17 protein-coding genes are annotated in these 15,064 nt (G+C 69.1%); 16 read left to right on the plus strand and 1 reads right to left on the minus strand.

The genetic code is table 11. The features are described from left to right. Positions 1 to 61 precede the first annotated feature (61 nt). The 5 genes from OG587_RS16030 (at position 62) to OG587_RS16050 (ending at position 2,902) form a co-directional block, all read left to right on the plus strand. A complete protein-coding gene (locus OG587_RS16030; RefSeq protein ID WP_329091068.1) occupies positions 62 to 586 on the plus strand; it encodes a DUF2017 domain-containing protein in 525 nt (174 codons plus the stop codon). A 9-nt stretch (positions 587 to 595) separates the two neighbouring features. Then, the gene (locus OG587_RS16035) at positions 596 to 1,012 is read left to right on the plus strand and encodes a M67 family metallopeptidase (protein ID WP_329091070.1); all 417 of its coding nucleotides are present in this window, start codon (positions 596 to 598) and stop codon (positions 1,010 to 1,012) included. Positions 1,013 to 1,312: 300 nt separating this feature from the next. Then, positions 1,313 to 1,450: a hypothetical protein gene (locus tag OG587_RS16040; protein WP_329091073.1), complete on the plus strand. Its 138-nt coding sequence runs from the start codon at positions 1,313 to 1,315 to the stop codon at positions 1,448 to 1,450. 87 nt (positions 1,451 to 1,537) lie between these two features. Further along, the gene (locus tag OG587_RS16045; RefSeq protein WP_329091075.1) at positions 1,538 to 1,816 is read left to right on the plus strand and encodes a MoaD/ThiS family protein; all 279 of its coding nucleotides are present in this window, start codon (positions 1,538 to 1,540) and stop codon (positions 1,814 to 1,816) included. Between the two features lie 138 nt (positions 1,817 to 1,954). Then, complete coding sequence (locus OG587_RS16050; protein WP_329091077.1) at positions 1,955 to 2,902, plus strand: PLP-dependent cysteine synthase family protein; 948 nt, start codon at positions 1,955 to 1,957, stop codon at positions 2,900 to 2,902. A gap of 232 nt (positions 2,903 to 3,134) precedes the next feature. Here the strand turns inward: OG587_RS16050 and OG587_RS16055 are convergent, their stop codons facing one another. Further along, entirely contained in the window at positions 3,135 to 5,006 is a 1,872-nt protein-coding gene (locus OG587_RS16055) for a DUF3352 domain-containing protein (protein ID WP_329091078.1), read from the minus strand. A 321-nt stretch (positions 5,007 to 5,327) separates the two neighbouring features. On the opposite strand from OG587_RS16055, the gene OG587_RS16060 reads away from it, so the two are divergent. The 11 genes from OG587_RS16060 (at position 5,328) to OG587_RS16110 (ending at position 15,048) form a co-directional block, all read left to right on the plus strand. Beyond that, the gene (locus OG587_RS16060) at positions 5,328 to 6,119 is read left to right on the plus strand and encodes a thioesterase family protein (protein WP_329091080.1); all 792 of its coding nucleotides are present in this window, start codon (positions 5,328 to 5,330) and stop codon (positions 6,117 to 6,119) included. Positions 6,120 to 6,226: 107 nt separating this feature from the next. Beyond that, complete coding sequence (gene murI, locus OG587_RS16065; protein ID WP_329091081.1) at positions 6,227 to 7,048, plus strand: glutamate racemase; 822 nt, start codon at positions 6,227 to 6,229, stop codon at positions 7,046 to 7,048. 120 nt (positions 7,049 to 7,168) lie between these two features. After that, positions 7,169 to 7,921 carry an MBL fold metallo-hydrolase gene (locus OG587_RS16070; protein WP_329091083.1) on the plus strand — a complete coding sequence of 251 codons (753 nt, stop codon included), beginning with the start codon at positions 7,169 to 7,171 and terminating at the stop codon, positions 7,919 to 7,921. 5 nt (positions 7,922 to 7,926) lie between these two features. Then, positions 7,927 to 8,643, plus strand: a complete 717-nt coding sequence (rph, locus tag OG587_RS16075; RefSeq protein WP_329091085.1) for a ribonuclease PH — start codon at positions 7,927 to 7,929, stop codon at positions 8,641 to 8,643. Then, complete coding sequence (rdgB, locus tag OG587_RS16080) at positions 8,640 to 9,248, plus strand: RdgB/HAM1 family non-canonical purine NTP pyrophosphatase (protein ID WP_329091087.1); 609 nt, start codon at positions 8,640 to 8,642, stop codon at positions 9,246 to 9,248. The genes rph and rdgB overlap by 4 nt, the downstream gene beginning before the upstream one ends. Before the next feature lie 254 nt (positions 9,249 to 9,502). Next, positions 9,503 to 11,191 carry a molybdopterin-dependent oxidoreductase gene (locus OG587_RS16085; RefSeq protein ID WP_329091088.1) on the plus strand — a complete coding sequence of 563 codons (1,689 nt, stop codon included), beginning with the start codon at positions 9,503 to 9,505 and terminating at the stop codon, positions 11,189 to 11,191. Between the two features lie 61 nt (positions 11,192 to 11,252). Next, on the plus strand, positions 11,253 to 12,017 hold the full coding sequence (locus OG587_RS16090) for an HAD family hydrolase (protein ID WP_329091090.1): 765 nt from the start codon (positions 11,253 to 11,255) through the stop codon (positions 12,015 to 12,017). A 137-nt stretch (positions 12,018 to 12,154) separates the two neighbouring features. Beyond that, on the plus strand, positions 12,155 to 13,375 hold the full coding sequence (locus tag OG587_RS16095; RefSeq protein WP_329091091.1) for a helix-turn-helix domain-containing protein: 1,221 nt from the start codon (positions 12,155 to 12,157) through the stop codon (positions 13,373 to 13,375). A gap of 128 nt (positions 13,376 to 13,503) precedes the next feature. Continuing rightward, the gene (locus OG587_RS16100; protein WP_329091092.1) at positions 13,504 to 13,905 is read left to right on the plus strand and encodes a hypothetical protein; all 402 of its coding nucleotides are present in this window, start codon (positions 13,504 to 13,506) and stop codon (positions 13,903 to 13,905) included. After that, positions 13,902 to 14,282, plus strand: coding sequence for a hypothetical protein (locus OG587_RS16105; RefSeq protein WP_329091094.1), 381 nt, complete (start codon positions 13,902 to 13,904; stop codon positions 14,280 to 14,282). Before OG587_RS16100 ends, OG587_RS16105 begins: the two co-directional genes overlap by 4 nt. Before the next feature lie 484 nt (positions 14,283 to 14,766). Then, complete coding sequence (locus OG587_RS16110; protein WP_329091096.1) at positions 14,767 to 15,048, plus strand: hypothetical protein; 282 nt, start codon at positions 14,767 to 14,769, stop codon at positions 15,046 to 15,048. Positions 15,049 to 15,064 lie beyond the last annotated feature (16 nt).

The raw sequence follows: 15,064 nt of genomic DNA on the forward strand, positions 1-15,064 counted from the left end.
GGACGGGTCCAGGGTGGCGGGCGGGTCCCGGGTGGAGCCCGCGAGGAATGGTGGGCGAGAGATGAGTTCGGGGTTCAAGCCGGGGGCCGAGGGCGGTGTGATCACGGTTTTCGACGCCGCCGAGGTGTCGATCCTGCGCTCGCTGGTCACGCAGATCCTGGGCCTGATCGAGCCGGGGGAGACCGGTGACGACCCCCTGGAGAAGGCGCTCGGCATCGGCGCCTCCGAGCAGTCCAACGACCCGGTGCTGGCCCGGCTGTTCCCCTCGGCGTACGAGGACGGTGAGGCGGCCGCCGAGTTCCGCAGATACACCGAGGCGACGCTGCGCGAGGGCAAGCGGGCCGACGCCAAGACGATGCTCGACAGCGCCGAGCCCGGCCGGGTCGAGCTGACCAGGGAGCAGGCGCAGGCGTGGATGCGCGCGCTGAACGACGTGCGGCTCGCGCTCGGCACCCGGCTGGAGGTGACCGAGGAGGTGCACGACGAGATCGCCGACATGGCCGAGAGCGACCCCCGCTATCCGGCGTACGTCATCTACGACTGGCTGACCTACCTCCAGGACACCCTGGTCCGCGCCCTTTGGTAACTTCCAGTCATGCTCACGATCTCTCGGGAACTGGTTGACAGGATCATCGCGCACGCTCGGGCGGATCACCCCGACGAGGCCTGCGGCGTGGTCGCGGGGCCGGTCGGTTCCGACTCCCCCGAACGGTTCGTCGCGATGGAGAACGCCGAGCGGTCACCGACGTTCTACCGGTTCGACTCGCTGGAGCAGTTGCGCGTCTGGCGGGAGATGGACGACCGCGACGAGGAGCCGGTGGTCATCTACCACTCCCACACCGCCACCGAGGCCTACCCCTCCCGCACCGACATCTCCTACGCCTCCGAGCCGAACGCCCACTACGTGCTGGTCTCCACCCGCGAGGAGCTGGGGGAGAAGGCCGAGTTCCGCTCGTACCGGATCGTCGACGGCGTCGTGAGCGAGGAGGAGGTGGCGATCACCTCCGGGTGACCGTCATCGTCCGGGTTTCCACGTCCGGGGTCCGGGCGTCCCGACCTCCGCGTCCGGGGCCGGGTGTCTCGGTGTCCGGGTCCGGGTGTCCGGGCGCCTCGGCGTCCGTGTCCAGGGTCCGAGGGGCCGGGCGGCTCCGCGTCCGGCTCCGTCTCCGTCTCTGCGTCCGCGTCCGCGTTCGCGTCCGTCCGAGCGTCAAGGGGTCCGGATGCCCGCGTCCGGGCGGTGCCCGGGAGTCGTACGGCGCCGGTGTCCGGTACGGCCGTGAGGTGAATCGACCCTTTGGGTAAACTGGTGAGCATGCTGACCGCCGCCCCGAGCCAGGAGGACGTCGTGCTCTCGCGTCCCGGTCCTCGGGCACGGCACGCGGGTGTCGCGCCCGTGCAGAACTTCCTGTTCGCGCACACGCCCTCCGTCGTCGTCTACGACTGTCGCTGACCGGCTTTTCTGGAATCCTCCGGTGCTCACCGGTGTTCTGATCCGGTGGGCTTTACTCCCATGACGACGCAAGGAGATTGACCCGCGATGGCCATCGAGGTTCGCATTCCGACCATCCTGCGCACCTACACCGACGGCGCCAAGGCCGTCGACGCCAAGGGCGCCACGCTTGAGGAGCTCATCGGCGACCTGGAGGCCCGGCACCCCGGGCTGAAGGAGCGCCTGATCGACAAGGGCGCGCTGCGCCGCTTCGTGAACGTCTACCTGAACGACGAGGACGTCCGCTTTCTGGGCGGGCTGGAGACCCCGGTCGCCGACGGCGACACGGTCACCGTCCTGCCCGCCGTGGCCGGCGGCTCCCGCTAGCCGCGCGGCGCCGCTCGCCCCCGCGGGAGCTCCACGATCTCCCGCGGGGCGGGTGGCGCACGCCGCGGTTCCAGGGCTGTCACCGCGAGGCACCAGGTCTGTCACCACAAGGTCAACCCGAGGCGGAAGCCGTACACCATGCGTTTTGACTCACTGATCGAATCGGTCGGCCGGACCCCGTTGGTCGGCCTGCCCAGGCTCTCGCCCTCGGAGGACGTGCGGATCTGGGCCAAGCTCGAAGACCGCAACCCGACAGGTTCGATCAAGGACCGGCCGGCGCTGTGGATGATCGAGCAGGCGGAGAAGGACGGGCTCCTCCAGCCGGGCTGCACGATCCTCGAACCCACGAGCGGCAACACCGGCATCTCGCTGGCGATGTCCGCCAGGCTCAAGGGCTACAAGCTGATCTGCGTGATGCCGGAGAACACCTCCGAGGAGCGCCGTCAGCTGCTGCGCATGTGGGGCGCGCGGATCATCTCCTCGCCCGCGGCGGGCGGCTCCAACGAGGCGGTCAGGGTCGCCAAGGGCCTGGCGGCGGAGAACCCCGACTGGGTGATGCTCTACCAGTACGGCAACCCGGCCAACTGGCGCTCGCACTACGAGTCGACGGGGCCGGAGATCCTGGAGGATCTGCCGTCCGTCACCCACTTCGTGGCCGGGCTGGGCACCACCGGCACCCTGATGGGCGTCGGCAGGTTCCTGCGTGAGCACGTCCCCGACGTGAGGATCGTCGCCGCCGAGCCGCGTTACGGCGAACTGGTGTACGGGCTGCGCAACGTGGACGAGGGCTTCATCCCCGAGCTGTACGACGCCGACGTCCTGACCACGCGTTTCTCGGTCTCCTCCGCCGACGCGCTCAGGCGCACCCGGGAGCTGCTGGCCGGGGAGGGCATCTTCGCGGGGGTCTCCACCGGTGCCGCCCTGCACGCCGCGCTCGGCATGGCGGCCAAGGCCGTCAAGGCGGGTGAGCGGGCCGACATCGTGTTCGTGGTCGCGGACGGCGGCTGGAAATACCTGTCCACCGGCGCCTACGAGGGGACGCTGGACGAGGCCGAGGAGCGGCTCGAAGGCCAGCTCTGGGCCTGAGTCCGGGGAGCCCCCGGGCCTTCTCGCCGAGGCGGCGGGATCGGCGGGCGCGGGGAAACCGCGACGGCGAACGACATGTCTATGACAGCCGATGACTGTCGATGACAAAGGGCGGGCGTCCCGGTGGGACGCCCGCCCTCGCCGTCCCCGGGTGGGGACGATCCCCGGCGGGCCGGAGCCCGGCCGGGGACCTGGGGAGGCCTGATCGAACAGGATCAGGGAGCCGGGTGGATCAGTTGAACAGGAGCCTCAGCGAGAAGGACGCCTCGCTGCCCGACTGGGTGCCGCTGATGCCCACGGCGCGGAGCACCTGGAGGTTGGCCTTCGCCTCGCCCTGGAGGCCGTTGAGATAGAGGCTCTCCACCTTGTCCAGGTCGGCGTAGACGGCGAAGGTCGCCTCGCCGGCGTTGGGGATCGCGAGCTGGAAGGTCTCGCTGTCGCCCAGGGCGCCGTCCTTGTTGAGCTCGGCGGCGTAGTCCTGCGCGCTGGCCAGCACGAAGACGCCGTCGCCGGGAACCTTGGCGAGCTGCGGGACGGCCGTCCCGGAGTCCACCAGGAACTTCTCGATCTTGCCGACGACCTCCTGCGCCTTGGCCGGGTCGGTGACGATCTTCGCGCCGAACTTCGGCTGGTTGCCGCTGAGGCCGTTGGAGTCCAGGGCGAGGGTGATGTTCTTGCCGAGCAGCGTCACCAGGTCGTCGGGGAGCGCCAGGCCGTACTTCTGCTTGGCCTGGTCGGCGAATTGCTGGACGCCGCCGCCCGCGGCCTGGTCGGCCGACTTCATGACCTGGGCCCACTGCTTGCCGACCACCTCGCCGAGGCCGGAGATCGAGATCGCACCGGCGGTGGAGGCCGGAAGCGTGCTGATCCTGGAGGCCTCGGGAGTGCCCATGTCCAGGCTCTCGGCGCCGCGGCTGATGCCCGCGAGCTCGACGTACTCGCCGTCGAAGCGAAGGGCGCCCGCCACGCGGACGTTCTTGATCTGGGCGAGGGCGGCGGGGTCCTGGGCGGTCAGCACGGGAGCCATTCCCGCCAGCTTTTCCGCGTCCGCCCAGAAGGAGAGCACGCCGGTCTCGCCGAGGGCGCCCAGGTCGTCGGAGAAGTTGGCGTTCCCCGACAGCGGCTCGGCGGTGACGGCCCTGTCGGCCTCGGCCTGGGTCGGGGTGAGCAGCGCGTAGTCCTCGCGGAACGCGATGCCGTACTTCTCCTCGCCCATCAGCTTGGCGATGCCCGCCGTGGCCTTGGCCTGGTCGGTGACCTGGACGGCCACCACGACACCGGGCTCGGCGCCGGCCTTGGCCGGGGGCAGCGCGGCCACGCCGACGCGGACGCCGAGCCACGGCTCGATGTCGGTGGCGTAGTCGACCTTGCCGAGGCTGTCGGTGTCCTTCTTGATCAGATCGAAGATCGCCTGGCGCGGGTCCTCGCCGGTGAAGGAGTCCTTGGTCGCCGTGAACTTCCTGGCGATGGTGAACAGCGCCACCTTCTGGTTCGCGGCCGGGTCGAGGTCGAGGCGCACGTAGCCGATGGCGTTGCCGGGCAGTACGTCGTGCGGCTGCGCGCCGCCGCCGCTGAGCAGGCTGACCGCGAAGAAGCCGCCACCGCCCACGAGGGCCACGACCAGCGCGGCGATCACCGCGAGCAGCCAGCCCTTACCGCCCTTGCGAGCGGGAGGCCCGGGGGGCGGTCCGGCGCTCAGGAAGTCGGGGCCCTGCTGCCAGTTTCCGGGCTGCTGCGCGTACGCCTGCTGACCGTAGTTCTGCTGCTGCTGGTAGCCGGGCTGCTGCTGGCCGTACGGCTGGCCGGCCTGCTGCTGTCCGTACGGCTGCTGACCGGCCTGCTGGCCGTAGTTCTGCTGCCCGTACGGCTGCTGCTGGTATCCCTGCTGGGGCTGCTGCTGGTAGGGCTGGCCCTGCTGCGGGTAGGGCTGCCCCTGCTGGTAGCCGCCGGAAGGCTGTGGGTATCCGGGCTGGCCGTTCTGTGGATAGGCCTGTGTGTGCGGCTGGTCGTTTCGCTGCGCGCCCTCGTTCCAACGGTAGGCGATCGTCCTGTCGGGTTGCTGACCCGGGGTGGGCGACTGGTCGGGGGGATTGTTGGCAGGCATGATCACTCACAATGTGGACTTCGCGGATAGGGAGAAGTTAGTGCACATTGCTAGCAACCCGCTTGCATTGAACTAACTATGTGATTGGTCCGTCTAAGCGGGACCAACCCCTGATCAGCATGGGTTTATAGCCAACTGCCGCCTTTGTCATCCCGTTCCCGCAGGTCACTGCCGCCCCTTCCTCACCGCGGAGCCCTGTTTCTCCCGGAGACCCCGGTGCCCCGGACGGTTCCGGTGCCGGAGCCCGGGACCGGCCCGGGGAGGCGAAGGCCGCGCGGTATGGGTAAAGTGGCCCCTCTAGAACAAGGTTCGGGAGCGTGGATGACGAAGTTCGACGAGGCGACAGCGGCCATCAGGGTGGACGAGACCACCTACGACGTGTGCCTCGACACCGGATACTCGATCGGCGGTCCCCTCAACGGCGGCTACCTGATGGCCGTGCTGCTGCGCGCGGTCGTGGACGCCTCCCCCCACGAGCACCCGGTGACCACGGGTGTCCAGTTCCTGCGCGCGGCCATGCCCGGCCCCGCGCAGGTGCGCCTGGAGCAGATCAAGACCGGCCGCACCGTCACGATGACCCGGGCGACCCTGGTCCAGGACGGCGTCTCCTTCATCGAGGGACTCGTCACGACCGCGACCCTCGGCGACGCCACCCCCGACTGGATGGACGAGCCGTCGGTGGTGATGCCGCCGATCGAGCGGTGCGTCTCGCTGCCCACCCCCAAGGCCGAGTCGAACATGACGCTCAGCGCCCAGATGGAGCTGGTCTTCGACCCTCCCACGATCGGCTGGCTCGACGGCAGGCCCACCGGCAGGCCCGAGGCCCGCGCCTACTTCCGGATGGCCGAGCCGCAGGACCCCGACCCGTACGTGCTGGCGCTGGCCGTGGACGCCCTCCCGCCGGTGGTCTTCTCCGCCGGAGGGCGCGGCTGGGCTCCCACGGTCGACCTCACCTGGCACCTGCGCGCCCTGCCCGCCCCCGGCTGGCTCACCCTCCTGGCCGGAGGCCGCCTGATCAGCGACGGCTGGTTCGACGAGGAGGTCGAGGTCTGGGACTCCGCCGGCCGCCTGGTCGCCCAGTCCCGCCAGCTGGCCCGCGTCGGGCGGGGTTGACCTTCGTACGGCTGAATGTCATCGAAAATACACGGCTGAGCTGGTAATCAGCGTTGTGAGGATTCTTACCGTGATCGGTCGTCCCAGGTCGCCTAGCCTTGGGAACTGTGTCGCAAGCGAGTATTGGAATCTTTGACAGCGGTGTCGGCGGTCTCACGGTGGCCCGGGCGATCATCGACCAGCTGCCCAACGAGTCGATCCTCTATGTGGCCGACACGGCGAGACAGCCGTACGGCCCCAAGAGCATCGCGCAGGTTCGCGCCTACGCGCTGGAGGTGATGGACCACCTCGTCGAGCACGACGTCAAGATGCTGGTGATCGCGTGCAACAGTGCCAGCGCGGCGGTGCTCCGCGACGCGCGGGAACGCTACGCCGTCCCGGTCATCGAGGTGATCCAGCCGGCCACGCGCCGTGCCGTGCGGGCCACCCGAAACGGCAGGGTCGGGGTGGTCGGGACCAGGGCCACGATCGAGTCGATGGCGTACCACGACGCGTTCGCCGCGGCTCCCGACGTCCGGCTGACCGGGGTGGCGGCGCCGCGCCTGGTGGAGTTCGTCGAGCGGGGGGAGACGATGAGCGACGAGCTCATCGACGTCATCCGCGAGTACCTGGAGCCGGTGCTCGCCGACGGATGCGACACGCTGATCCTGGGATGTACGCACTACCCGCTCCTCACCGGGCCGATCTCCTACGTGGTGGGAGACGGCGTCACGCTGGTGTCCAGCGCCGACGAGACGGCCAAGGACGTCTACCGCGTCCTGCACGACCGGAGCCTGGCCGCCGTGGGGGGCGCGCCAGGACACCGTTTCCGCGCCACCGGCGACGCGGGCCTCTTCGCCGACCTCGGACGACGGTTCCTCGGACCGGAGATCCAGGCGGTCGAAGTGGCGTTAGTAGGGGATGTTCCGAACAACGGGCATCGCGTGTGACGGTGCTCAGGCGCTCCGTAGGGGGAGCGCCGGAGATCGGCGGACGAAGGGGGACGGATACCGGCCACCGGCGCCCGCGCCGTGACACGCGGCGCCGCACAGTAATCGTAGGAGGCCGCCGTGAAATTGACGATCATCGGATGCTCGGGGAGTTTCCCCGGCCCTGACAGCCCTTCCTCCTGCTATCTGCTGGAGGCGGAGGGGTTTCGCATGCTGCTCGACTTCGGGAACGGCGCGCTCGGCGCGCTCCAGAAGTACATAGGCCTGTACGACGTGGACGCGATATGCCTGTCGCACCTGCACGCCGACCACTGCCTCGACATGTGCCCGTACCACGTGGTGCGCACCTACTCGCCCCAGGGCCCACTGCCCCGGGTGCCGGTGTACGCGCCCTCAGGCGCGCGTGAGCGCCTGGACTCCGCCTACGCGATGCCGGACGAGCCGTCGCTCGACACGGCCTTCGACTTCGTGGGCCTGATGCCCGGGATGTTCGAGGTCGGCCCGTTCGAGGTGACGGCCGCGCCGGTGAACCACCCCGTGGAGACGTACGGGTTCAGGGTCTCCTACGGCGGTCGCTCGGTGGCCTACTCCGGCGACACCGGCGAGAGCGCCGAACTGGTCAAGCTCGCCTCGGGGGTCGACGTGCTCCTGTGTGAGGCGTCACATCTCGACAAGCCCGGCCTCCCCACCGGCCTGCACCTGAACGGCCGCCAGGCGGCCGAGCACGCGGCCAAGGCGGACGTGGACACCCTGGTCCTCACCCACCTGGTGCCCTGGAACGACCGTGACCGCGTCATGGAGGACGCCTCCCGCGGGGGGTTCGGCGGGCGGATGGAACTCGCACGGAGCGGGGCCCGGTATGACCTAGGGTGAACGTCATGGCTCGCGCAGATGGACGTTCTCCCGATCAACTCCGCCCCGTCACCATCACCCGAGGCTGGCTCGCGCACGCCGAGGGCTCGGTGCTCGTCGAGTTCGGCGGCACCAAGGTGCTCTGCGCCGCCTCCGTGCAGGACAGCGTGCCGCGCTGGCGCCGGGGCAGCGGTCAGGGCTGGATCACGGCCGAGTACGCCATGCTGCCGCGCGCCACGAACACCCGCAACGACCGAGAGTCGGTACGCGGCAAGATCGGCGGCCGTACGCACGAGATCTCCCGCCTGATCGGCCGCTCCCTGCGCGCCTGCGTCGACTACAAGACGCTGGGCGAGAACTCGATCGTCATCGACTGCGACGTGCTCCAGGCCGACGGTGGCACCCGCACCGCCGCCATCACCGGGGCGTACGTGGCACTGGTCGACGCGGTCGCGTGGATGCGCAAGCGCAAGATGTGCGGCGGAGACCCGCTGGTCGACTCGGTCGCGGCCGTCTCCGTCGGCGTCGTCGGCTCCGCGGCGCTGCTCGACCTCTGCTACACCGAGGACGTCGCCGCCGAGACGGACATGAACGTGGTGATGACCGGCTCCGGCGAGTTCGTCGAGGTCCAGGGCACCGCCGAGGGCAAGCCGTTCGACCGCGCCGCCCTCGACGAGCTGCTCGAACTCGGCGCGGCCGGGTGCGCCGAGCTCACCCGCCTCCAGCGGGAGTCCCTGGCGTGAGCGGGTCGCGCGTCGTCCTCGCCACCCGGAACGCCGGGAAGATCGCCGAGTTGCGCCGGATCCTGGCCGACGCCTCGATCCCGGTGGAGATCGTCGGGCTTGAGGAGTTCCCCGAGATCGGCGACGTCGCCGAGACCGGCCTGACCTTCGCGGAGAACGCCCTGCTCAAGGCGCACGCGGTCGCCCAGCAGTCCGGCCTGCCCGCGATCGCCGACGACTCCGGCCTCTGCGTCGACGCCCTGAACGGCATGCCCGGCATCTTCTCCGCCCGCTGGTCGGGAAAGCACGGCGACGACCTGGCCAACCTCGACCTGCTGCTCGCGCAGGTCTCCGACGTGCCCGAGGGGCACCGGGGCGCGCACTTCGCGTGCGCGGCGGCGCTCGCCCTCCCGTCGGGGGAGGAGCGGGTGACCGAGGGTGCCCTGCACGGCGTGATCATCGACGCCCCGCGCGGCACCGGCGGCTTCGGCTACGACCCGATCCTCGTCCCCGAGGGCGGGACCCGGACCACGGCCGAGCTGTCCGCCCAGGAGAAGGACGCCATCAGCCACCGTGGCCGCGCCTTCCGCGCGCTGGCTCCGATCATCGCCGAAGTGGTCGCCTGACCTCACCGCCCTGTTCCCCGGCCGGAGTGGTCGTCTGACCTCTTCGGCTCGGGTCCGGCCCGCAGGGTGCCGGCTCGCCCTGAGGCCCGTTCGTAAGACATCTCCTGGCCCGGCCCGGTGGAAGTGATCATCTGGCTTTCTCCCGACGGTGGCGGATGGTCGCGGGGACCCGTACGGAAAGCGAGCGGGTGTCCGGCCGGGGCTGTAATCGGGGCGTAAGAACCCGGGGCCCCGGATGGGCGTAGCGTCGGGGTATGCAGAGCAACAGGCGCATGCCCTCGTGGGCCTCGGCGCTGATCGGCCTGGTGTCCGGCGCGGTGGCGGTGGGGGTGTCCCTGCTCATCGCGGGCCTGGTGAAACCCGCCGCCTTCCCGGTCGTCGCGGTCGGCAACTCCGTTGTCGACCTCACCCCCGCCCCGCTCAAGGAGTGGGCGATCCGCACCTTCGGCGAGAGCGACAAGACCGTGCTGCTCGCCGGGATCTTTCTGGTCCTGGCCGCGATCGCCGCCGCCCTGGGCAGGGCCGCCGTCCGCGATCTCCGGTACGGGCTGGCGGGTCTGGCCGCGTTCGGCCTCATCGGCGTCGCCGCCGTGCTGACCCGCCCCGGCTCCGGGCTGATGGACGTCCTCCCGACGCTGGCCGGGGTCGGCGCCGCCATGTACGCCCTCCACCGGCTCGTTCGACAGGCTCTCGTACCCGCCGACGCCCCGGCCGGGCCGTACGGAGGCGTGTCCGATGGCGCCGGTGCCGTGGGCGCGGCGGAGGCCGCGCACGACCCCGGGACGACCCCCCTGCCGGAGCCTCTGCCGGGGGCCGGTGAGCACCGCGATCCGCCGGCGCCGCCCGTCATGCGGGCGGGGAGCGACCTGTACGCCTTCGACCGCCGGGGCCTGCTGACCGGGGCGCTCGGCGGCGTGGCCCTCGCCGGGGTGGCGGGAGTGGCCGGGCGCGCGCTCTCGGGGCGGGCCGAGGTGAGCGCGGCGCGTGGCGGCGTCACACTGCCCCGGCCGGTGAAACCCCTCGCCCCACTGCCCGCCGGGGTCGACTTCAGGATCAAGGGCCTGTCGCCGTTCGTCACCCCCAACAACGACTTCTACCGGGTCGACACCGCCCTGGTGGTCCCCCAGGTCGACCCGCGCGACTGGACCCTCACGATCCACGGCATGGTCGACAGGCCCGTGGAGCTCACCTTCGCCGACCTGATGAAACGCGCTGTGGTCGAGGCCGACGTCACGCTGTGCTGCGTCTCCAACGAGGTCGGCGGACCCTACATCGGCAACGCCCGCTGGCTGGGTGTGAGCCTGGCCGGGGTGCTGCGCGACGCGGGGGTCCAGAAGGACGCGGACATGCTGCTCAGCACCTCCGCCGACGGCTGGACCGCCGGAACCCCGGTCGACGTCGTCATGGACGGCCGCGACGCCCTGCTGGCCTTCGGCATGAACGGCCAGCCGCTCCCCGTGGACCACGGCTTCCCGGTCCGCCAGGTCGTCCCCGGGCTCTACGGCTACGTCTCGGCCACCAAGTGGGTCACCGACATCAAGGTCACCCGCTTCGACCGGGACGAGGGCTACTGGACTCCCAGGGGCTGGTCCGCGAAGGGGCCGATCAAGACCGAGTCGCGCATCGACCTGCCCAGGGACGGCGCGACCGTCCCGGCGGGGAAGAACGTCGTCGCGGGCGTCGCCTGGGCCCAGCACAAGGGCATAGACGCGGTCGAGGTCCGCGTCGACCGGGGCCAGTGGCGCCAGACCCGCCTCGCCGAGGCCCCCACCGCCGACACCTGGCGCCAGTGGGTCCTCGACGACTGGGAGGCCACCCCCGGCAGCCACACCATCGAGGTCCGCGCCACCGACGCCACCGGCTACACCCAGACCGGCGACCGCGTCCCCATCGCCCCCGACGGCGCCACTGGCTGGCACACCATCACCGTCGAGGTCGCTTGACCTGTTCTTCCCTCCAGCGGCGCCTTTCGGTGGATAACCTTCTGCGCCGTGCAGGCTGCTGGTGTCTGACGAGCAGGAAGGGGACGCGGTGAACACGGAGGCTTCCAGGATCCTGGTGTTGTGGGACGTCGACCACACGCTGATCGAGAACGGTGGAGTCAGCAAGGAGACCTACGCCGGAGCCTACGAGCTACTCACTGGCCACCCCCCGATCCACAGAGCGCGGACCGATGGCCGTACCGATCCGGCGGTCATGCGCGACCTGCTGGACCAGCACGGAATCGAGATGACCGACGCCCATGCGTCCATGCTGAACGCCGCGTTGGAAAGATCACTGCAGTCCAGGCAGGAAGAACTACGAAGGCGCGGATACGAACTTCCGGGGGCGCGAGAAGCGATTGCCGCTCTTGGAAATCTGGACGGGATAGTTCAGACGGTTCTAACGGGCAACATCAAGCCAAATGCCTTCATCAAGGTCGCCACATTCGGCCTGGACTCCGGCCTTGACCTTGAAGTGGGCGGCTACGGATCCGACGACAGCGTCCGGGCGAACCTGGTCGGAGTTGCCCGCAGGAGAGCAGGGGCCAAGTACGAGACGTTCTTCGACGAGTCGACGACGGTACTCATCGGTGACACCGTTCGAGATGTCCGTGCGGGCAAGGAGAGCGGGACCTACGTGATCGCGGTTGCCTCGGGCCTCGACACGGTCCAGGAGTTGGAAAACGAGGGGGCGGACGTTACGTTGCCGGATCTTGTGGATACCTCTGCGCTGATTGATGCTGTTATGTCGGTGAAGAAGCGGGATCTCCGGACCGCCAGAGAGTAAGTAAGTGCCATGCGTGTCCGTGCGGGGATGGTGCTCTGAGTTCGTTGAAGGGCCTCTCGAAGAGGGAATGTTTCTCTTGGCGGCGGGGGCGGCTCGTTATGGTGGAGATGCCGCGCGGTCGCGAGGAGGGCACGGAGATGACCGGGAACGACTGGAACCCCGACCTGACGTATGACGAGCGCAGTGAGCACGCCGGACAGCGGATAGCTAAGGCGCGCAAGCTCCGAAACCTTACGCAGGAGGGCTTGGCCGGGCTCGCGAACGTCTCTCGGAGCCTGATCGCCAAGGTCGAGTCGGGCTCCAGGCCCGTGACTCCTTCTCTCGTCGCCGCTGTCGCGCGGGCCTGTGCGGTGGATCCGGCAGAGATCAACGGGCAGCCGTATCGAGGAACCGACGAGCGCGGTGACGCCGTTCACGCGGCGATTCCCGCTATCCGCGTGGCCTTGGCCTATGTGGGTATCGCACCCGAGTTGGACATGCCACCCCGGACGCTCGATGAGTTGGCGGCTGAGCTGGTCGTGCTTCAGAAATTTCAGAAGTCCGCGTCGCACGCTCAGCTCGGGGCTTTGTTGCCTGCGGTTCTGGAAGAGCTGACCGTGCAGGTCATGGAGTCGGATGCGGCTCGTGCCTGGCGTCTGCTCAATCGCGCTCAAGCTCTCGCCGGATCTCTGGCGCGTCGTCTTGGTTACAACGACTTGGCGCAGGTCGTAGTGGAACGGACGTCGGTTTCCGCCCAGCGTGCTGAGGATCCGTATCTGCCCCCTTTGGTTACCTTGGGTCGGGCGCGGCTGCTGATGACGCTTGGTTCGTGGGATGTTGCACTCAAGATGATCAAACAGGCGGCGAGCGAGGTTGACCAGGACAATCCCGTGTCGACGGAAGTTTTCGGTTCGCTGCATCTGAGTGCGGCCATCACCGCCGCGCGAGCGGGGAAGGCATTCGATGCCTGGGAGCATCACGGGACCGCGACAGAGGCGGCGGCGCGGATTAACCCGAGAGATCGCCGCGACCCGTACGGCCTGCAGATGAACCCGGGCAATGCCTCCATTCACGGATGCGCGGTGGCCGTCGAACTGGGCGACTGCGATCGGGCCATCCAACTGGACCGGGGAGTCGATCTGTCCGGGCGCGATCTCAACGACGAGCGTCGGTCGCACCACGAAATCGATATGGCGCGGGCGCACCTGTGGGCCAACGACAACGACAAGGCGCTCAAGCGCATGATCAACGCCGAACGGATGGCGCCGCAGATGGTGCGCTTTCATCCCTCGGCGAGAGAGACGGTTCGCCAGCTCGGGCGCGTCCATCGCAGGATTCCCGAACCGCTGCGGGCGTTGCAAGGTCGCATGGCCGTTTAAAACGGGCGACGCGTCAAGGGGTCTGCTGTGCACAAGCTGTGCACAGCAGGCCCCTTGACCGTTTCTAAGGTCGCCGTAACAGCGAGTATCCAACTCCTCGCTTTACGGATTCGACCTTTGGAGGACGGGTGACACAGCACGCGGCACCAGCTGAATCCCAAGCGGTGATCGACGAGGCCACGGCGGAACGCCATGACAAGGCGCTGGCCGTCGTGCAGAGGCTCCTCATCGAGCAGGGGATCCGCGCTCGGCGACATCAGACGATCAGCCTCTGGCTCTACGCCAGCCTCCCGGACGCCCCGACCTGCCCTGAAAGGCCCACTCCCCGCTCCTGGATGAACCGGTATCCGCCCGAGCTGGCTGTGATCGGTCCCGGAGGCCGACGCGAGGCCACGGTGACCATGGGGCCGCGTTCTGGCTGCTACCTGGTGTCTCTGCGCAACGGGTCCGATCCGCAGACCGTGAGGAGCGAGCACCCCGAACAGGTCGTGAAACTGATCCTCGCGGCCAGGTCGGGAGAGCGGCCATGATCGTTCACGCCGGGAACGTCGCCGGTCATGCGGATGCCCGTGCCCAGGGGGTCATCGTGCGGCCCGCGACCGACCTGCGCAACGGCTACGCCCTGCTGTTCGAACGCGATCCGGATAATCCCTTCGTGACCACTCCGGCGCGGGGTGAGGAGTGGCAACGGCGAGGCCAGCGGTTCGCGGGCTTGCTGTGGGCGCACATCGCCGACCTCGCGCCGCTGGCCGGGGACCAACGCTGGTGGGAGCCGCCCGTCTACCCCATCGCGATCTACTGTGAGTTCTCCACAGGCGACTCCATCGTCACCACCGCAGTGAGTGACGCCCTCCTGGTGATCCGGCCGCAGCGACCTCACCGCCGAGCGGCTCACCGTACCCCCTGAAGCCGGTGCGGCGGCGCGGCCTTCCCCTGTGCCCGCGCCGCCGCACCTTCGGGACACTTGTGAACACAGCTGATCCTCACGGATACCGCCTGTCCCGCTCCTGATTCCTGTCGGTCTCATGGTCCGATTGAGAAGAAACCCTCACGGGCGCGGGGCCGACCCTTTGAAGTCGTCGTACCAGGACACGATGCCGAGACCACCCCCGCGTGTGCGGGGACGACGGCGCCTACTGGCAGGGCGAAAGCCTACAGCTGCGGCCTTCTCACCCTGGCCAGGCCGTGAGGAAGCTCTTCGATCCGAGGATGCCGGCTTCCCGCTTGGAGGAGGCGGGGTGACGAACGCCGCGTCGTTGGCAGGAGGTCAGGGCCAGGGCGCATCGGCTATATCCCGGGGTGGCTACCCCGGGATTAGGCATGATCATGCTCCTATCGGTCACACTGGGGTTATGCATGCCAGGGGATATGGAGCGCTCCGTCCATATGTCGTGCCCGAGATTCTGGAGGAGCTCACCGGGCCGGTCGACGGTGTGATCATGCTGCCCAGGCATCTCGACTGGGGACCGAAGCGCAGTTACCGCCTGGATCAGATCGCCGATGCGCGGCTGCTGTACATGCGGGTGATCCGGGAAAGCGCGACTCCTGCGGATCTGCGACAGTTCCTCAACGCCGCGATGCTGCGCAGGCTCTGGCCGGAGTTGGTGCTGCCGCCGCCCGTCCGCGCGCTGTGGATCGCTCGCTTTCCCGAGCTTCAGCGCCAAGCCGCCTAATGGATGACTATCATCG

Origin of the sequence: Streptosporangium sp. NBC_01469, assembly GCF_036227305.1 — a bacterium.
Classification (GTDB): domain Bacteria; phylum Actinomycetota; class Actinomycetes; order Streptosporangiales; family Streptosporangiaceae; genus Streptosporangium.

Excerpts from the sequence above, each read along its gene's own strand:
- OG587_RS16030 (WP_329091068.1), top strand. The coding sequence starts at position 62 with ATGAGTTCGGGGTTCAAGCCGGGGGCCGAGGGCGGTGTGATCACGGTT.
- OG587_RS16035 (WP_329091070.1), top strand. The coding sequence starts at position 596 with ATGCTCACGATCTCTCGGGAACTGGTTGACAGGATCATCGCGCACGCT.
- OG587_RS16040 (WP_329091073.1), top strand. The coding sequence starts at position 1,313 with ATGCTGACCGCCGCCCCGAGCCAGGAGGACGTCGTGCTCTCGCGTCCC.
- OG587_RS16045 (WP_329091075.1), top strand. The coding sequence starts at position 1,538 with ATGGCCATCGAGGTTCGCATTCCGACCATCCTGCGCACCTACACCGAC.
- OG587_RS16050 (WP_329091077.1), top strand. The coding sequence starts at position 1,955 with ATGCGTTTTGACTCACTGATCGAATCGGTCGGCCGGACCCCGTTGGTC.
- OG587_RS16055 (WP_329091078.1), bottom strand. The coding sequence starts at position 5,006 with ATGCCTGCCAACAATCCCCCCGACCAGTCGCCCACCCCGGGTCAGCAA.
- OG587_RS16060 (WP_329091080.1), top strand. The coding sequence starts at position 5,328 with ATGACGAAGTTCGACGAGGCGACAGCGGCCATCAGGGTGGACGAGACC.
- rph (WP_329091085.1), top strand. The coding sequence starts at position 7,927 with ATGGCTCGCGCAGATGGACGTTCTCCCGATCAACTCCGCCCCGTCACC.
- OG587_RS16085 (WP_329091088.1), top strand. The coding sequence starts at position 9,503 with ATGCAGAGCAACAGGCGCATGCCCTCGTGGGCCTCGGCGCTGATCGGC.
- OG587_RS16095 (WP_329091091.1), top strand. The coding sequence starts at position 12,155 with ATGACCGGGAACGACTGGAACCCCGACCTGACGTATGACGAGCGCAGT.
- OG587_RS16105 (WP_329091094.1), top strand. The coding sequence starts at position 13,902 with ATGATCGTTCACGCCGGGAACGTCGCCGGTCATGCGGATGCCCGTGCC.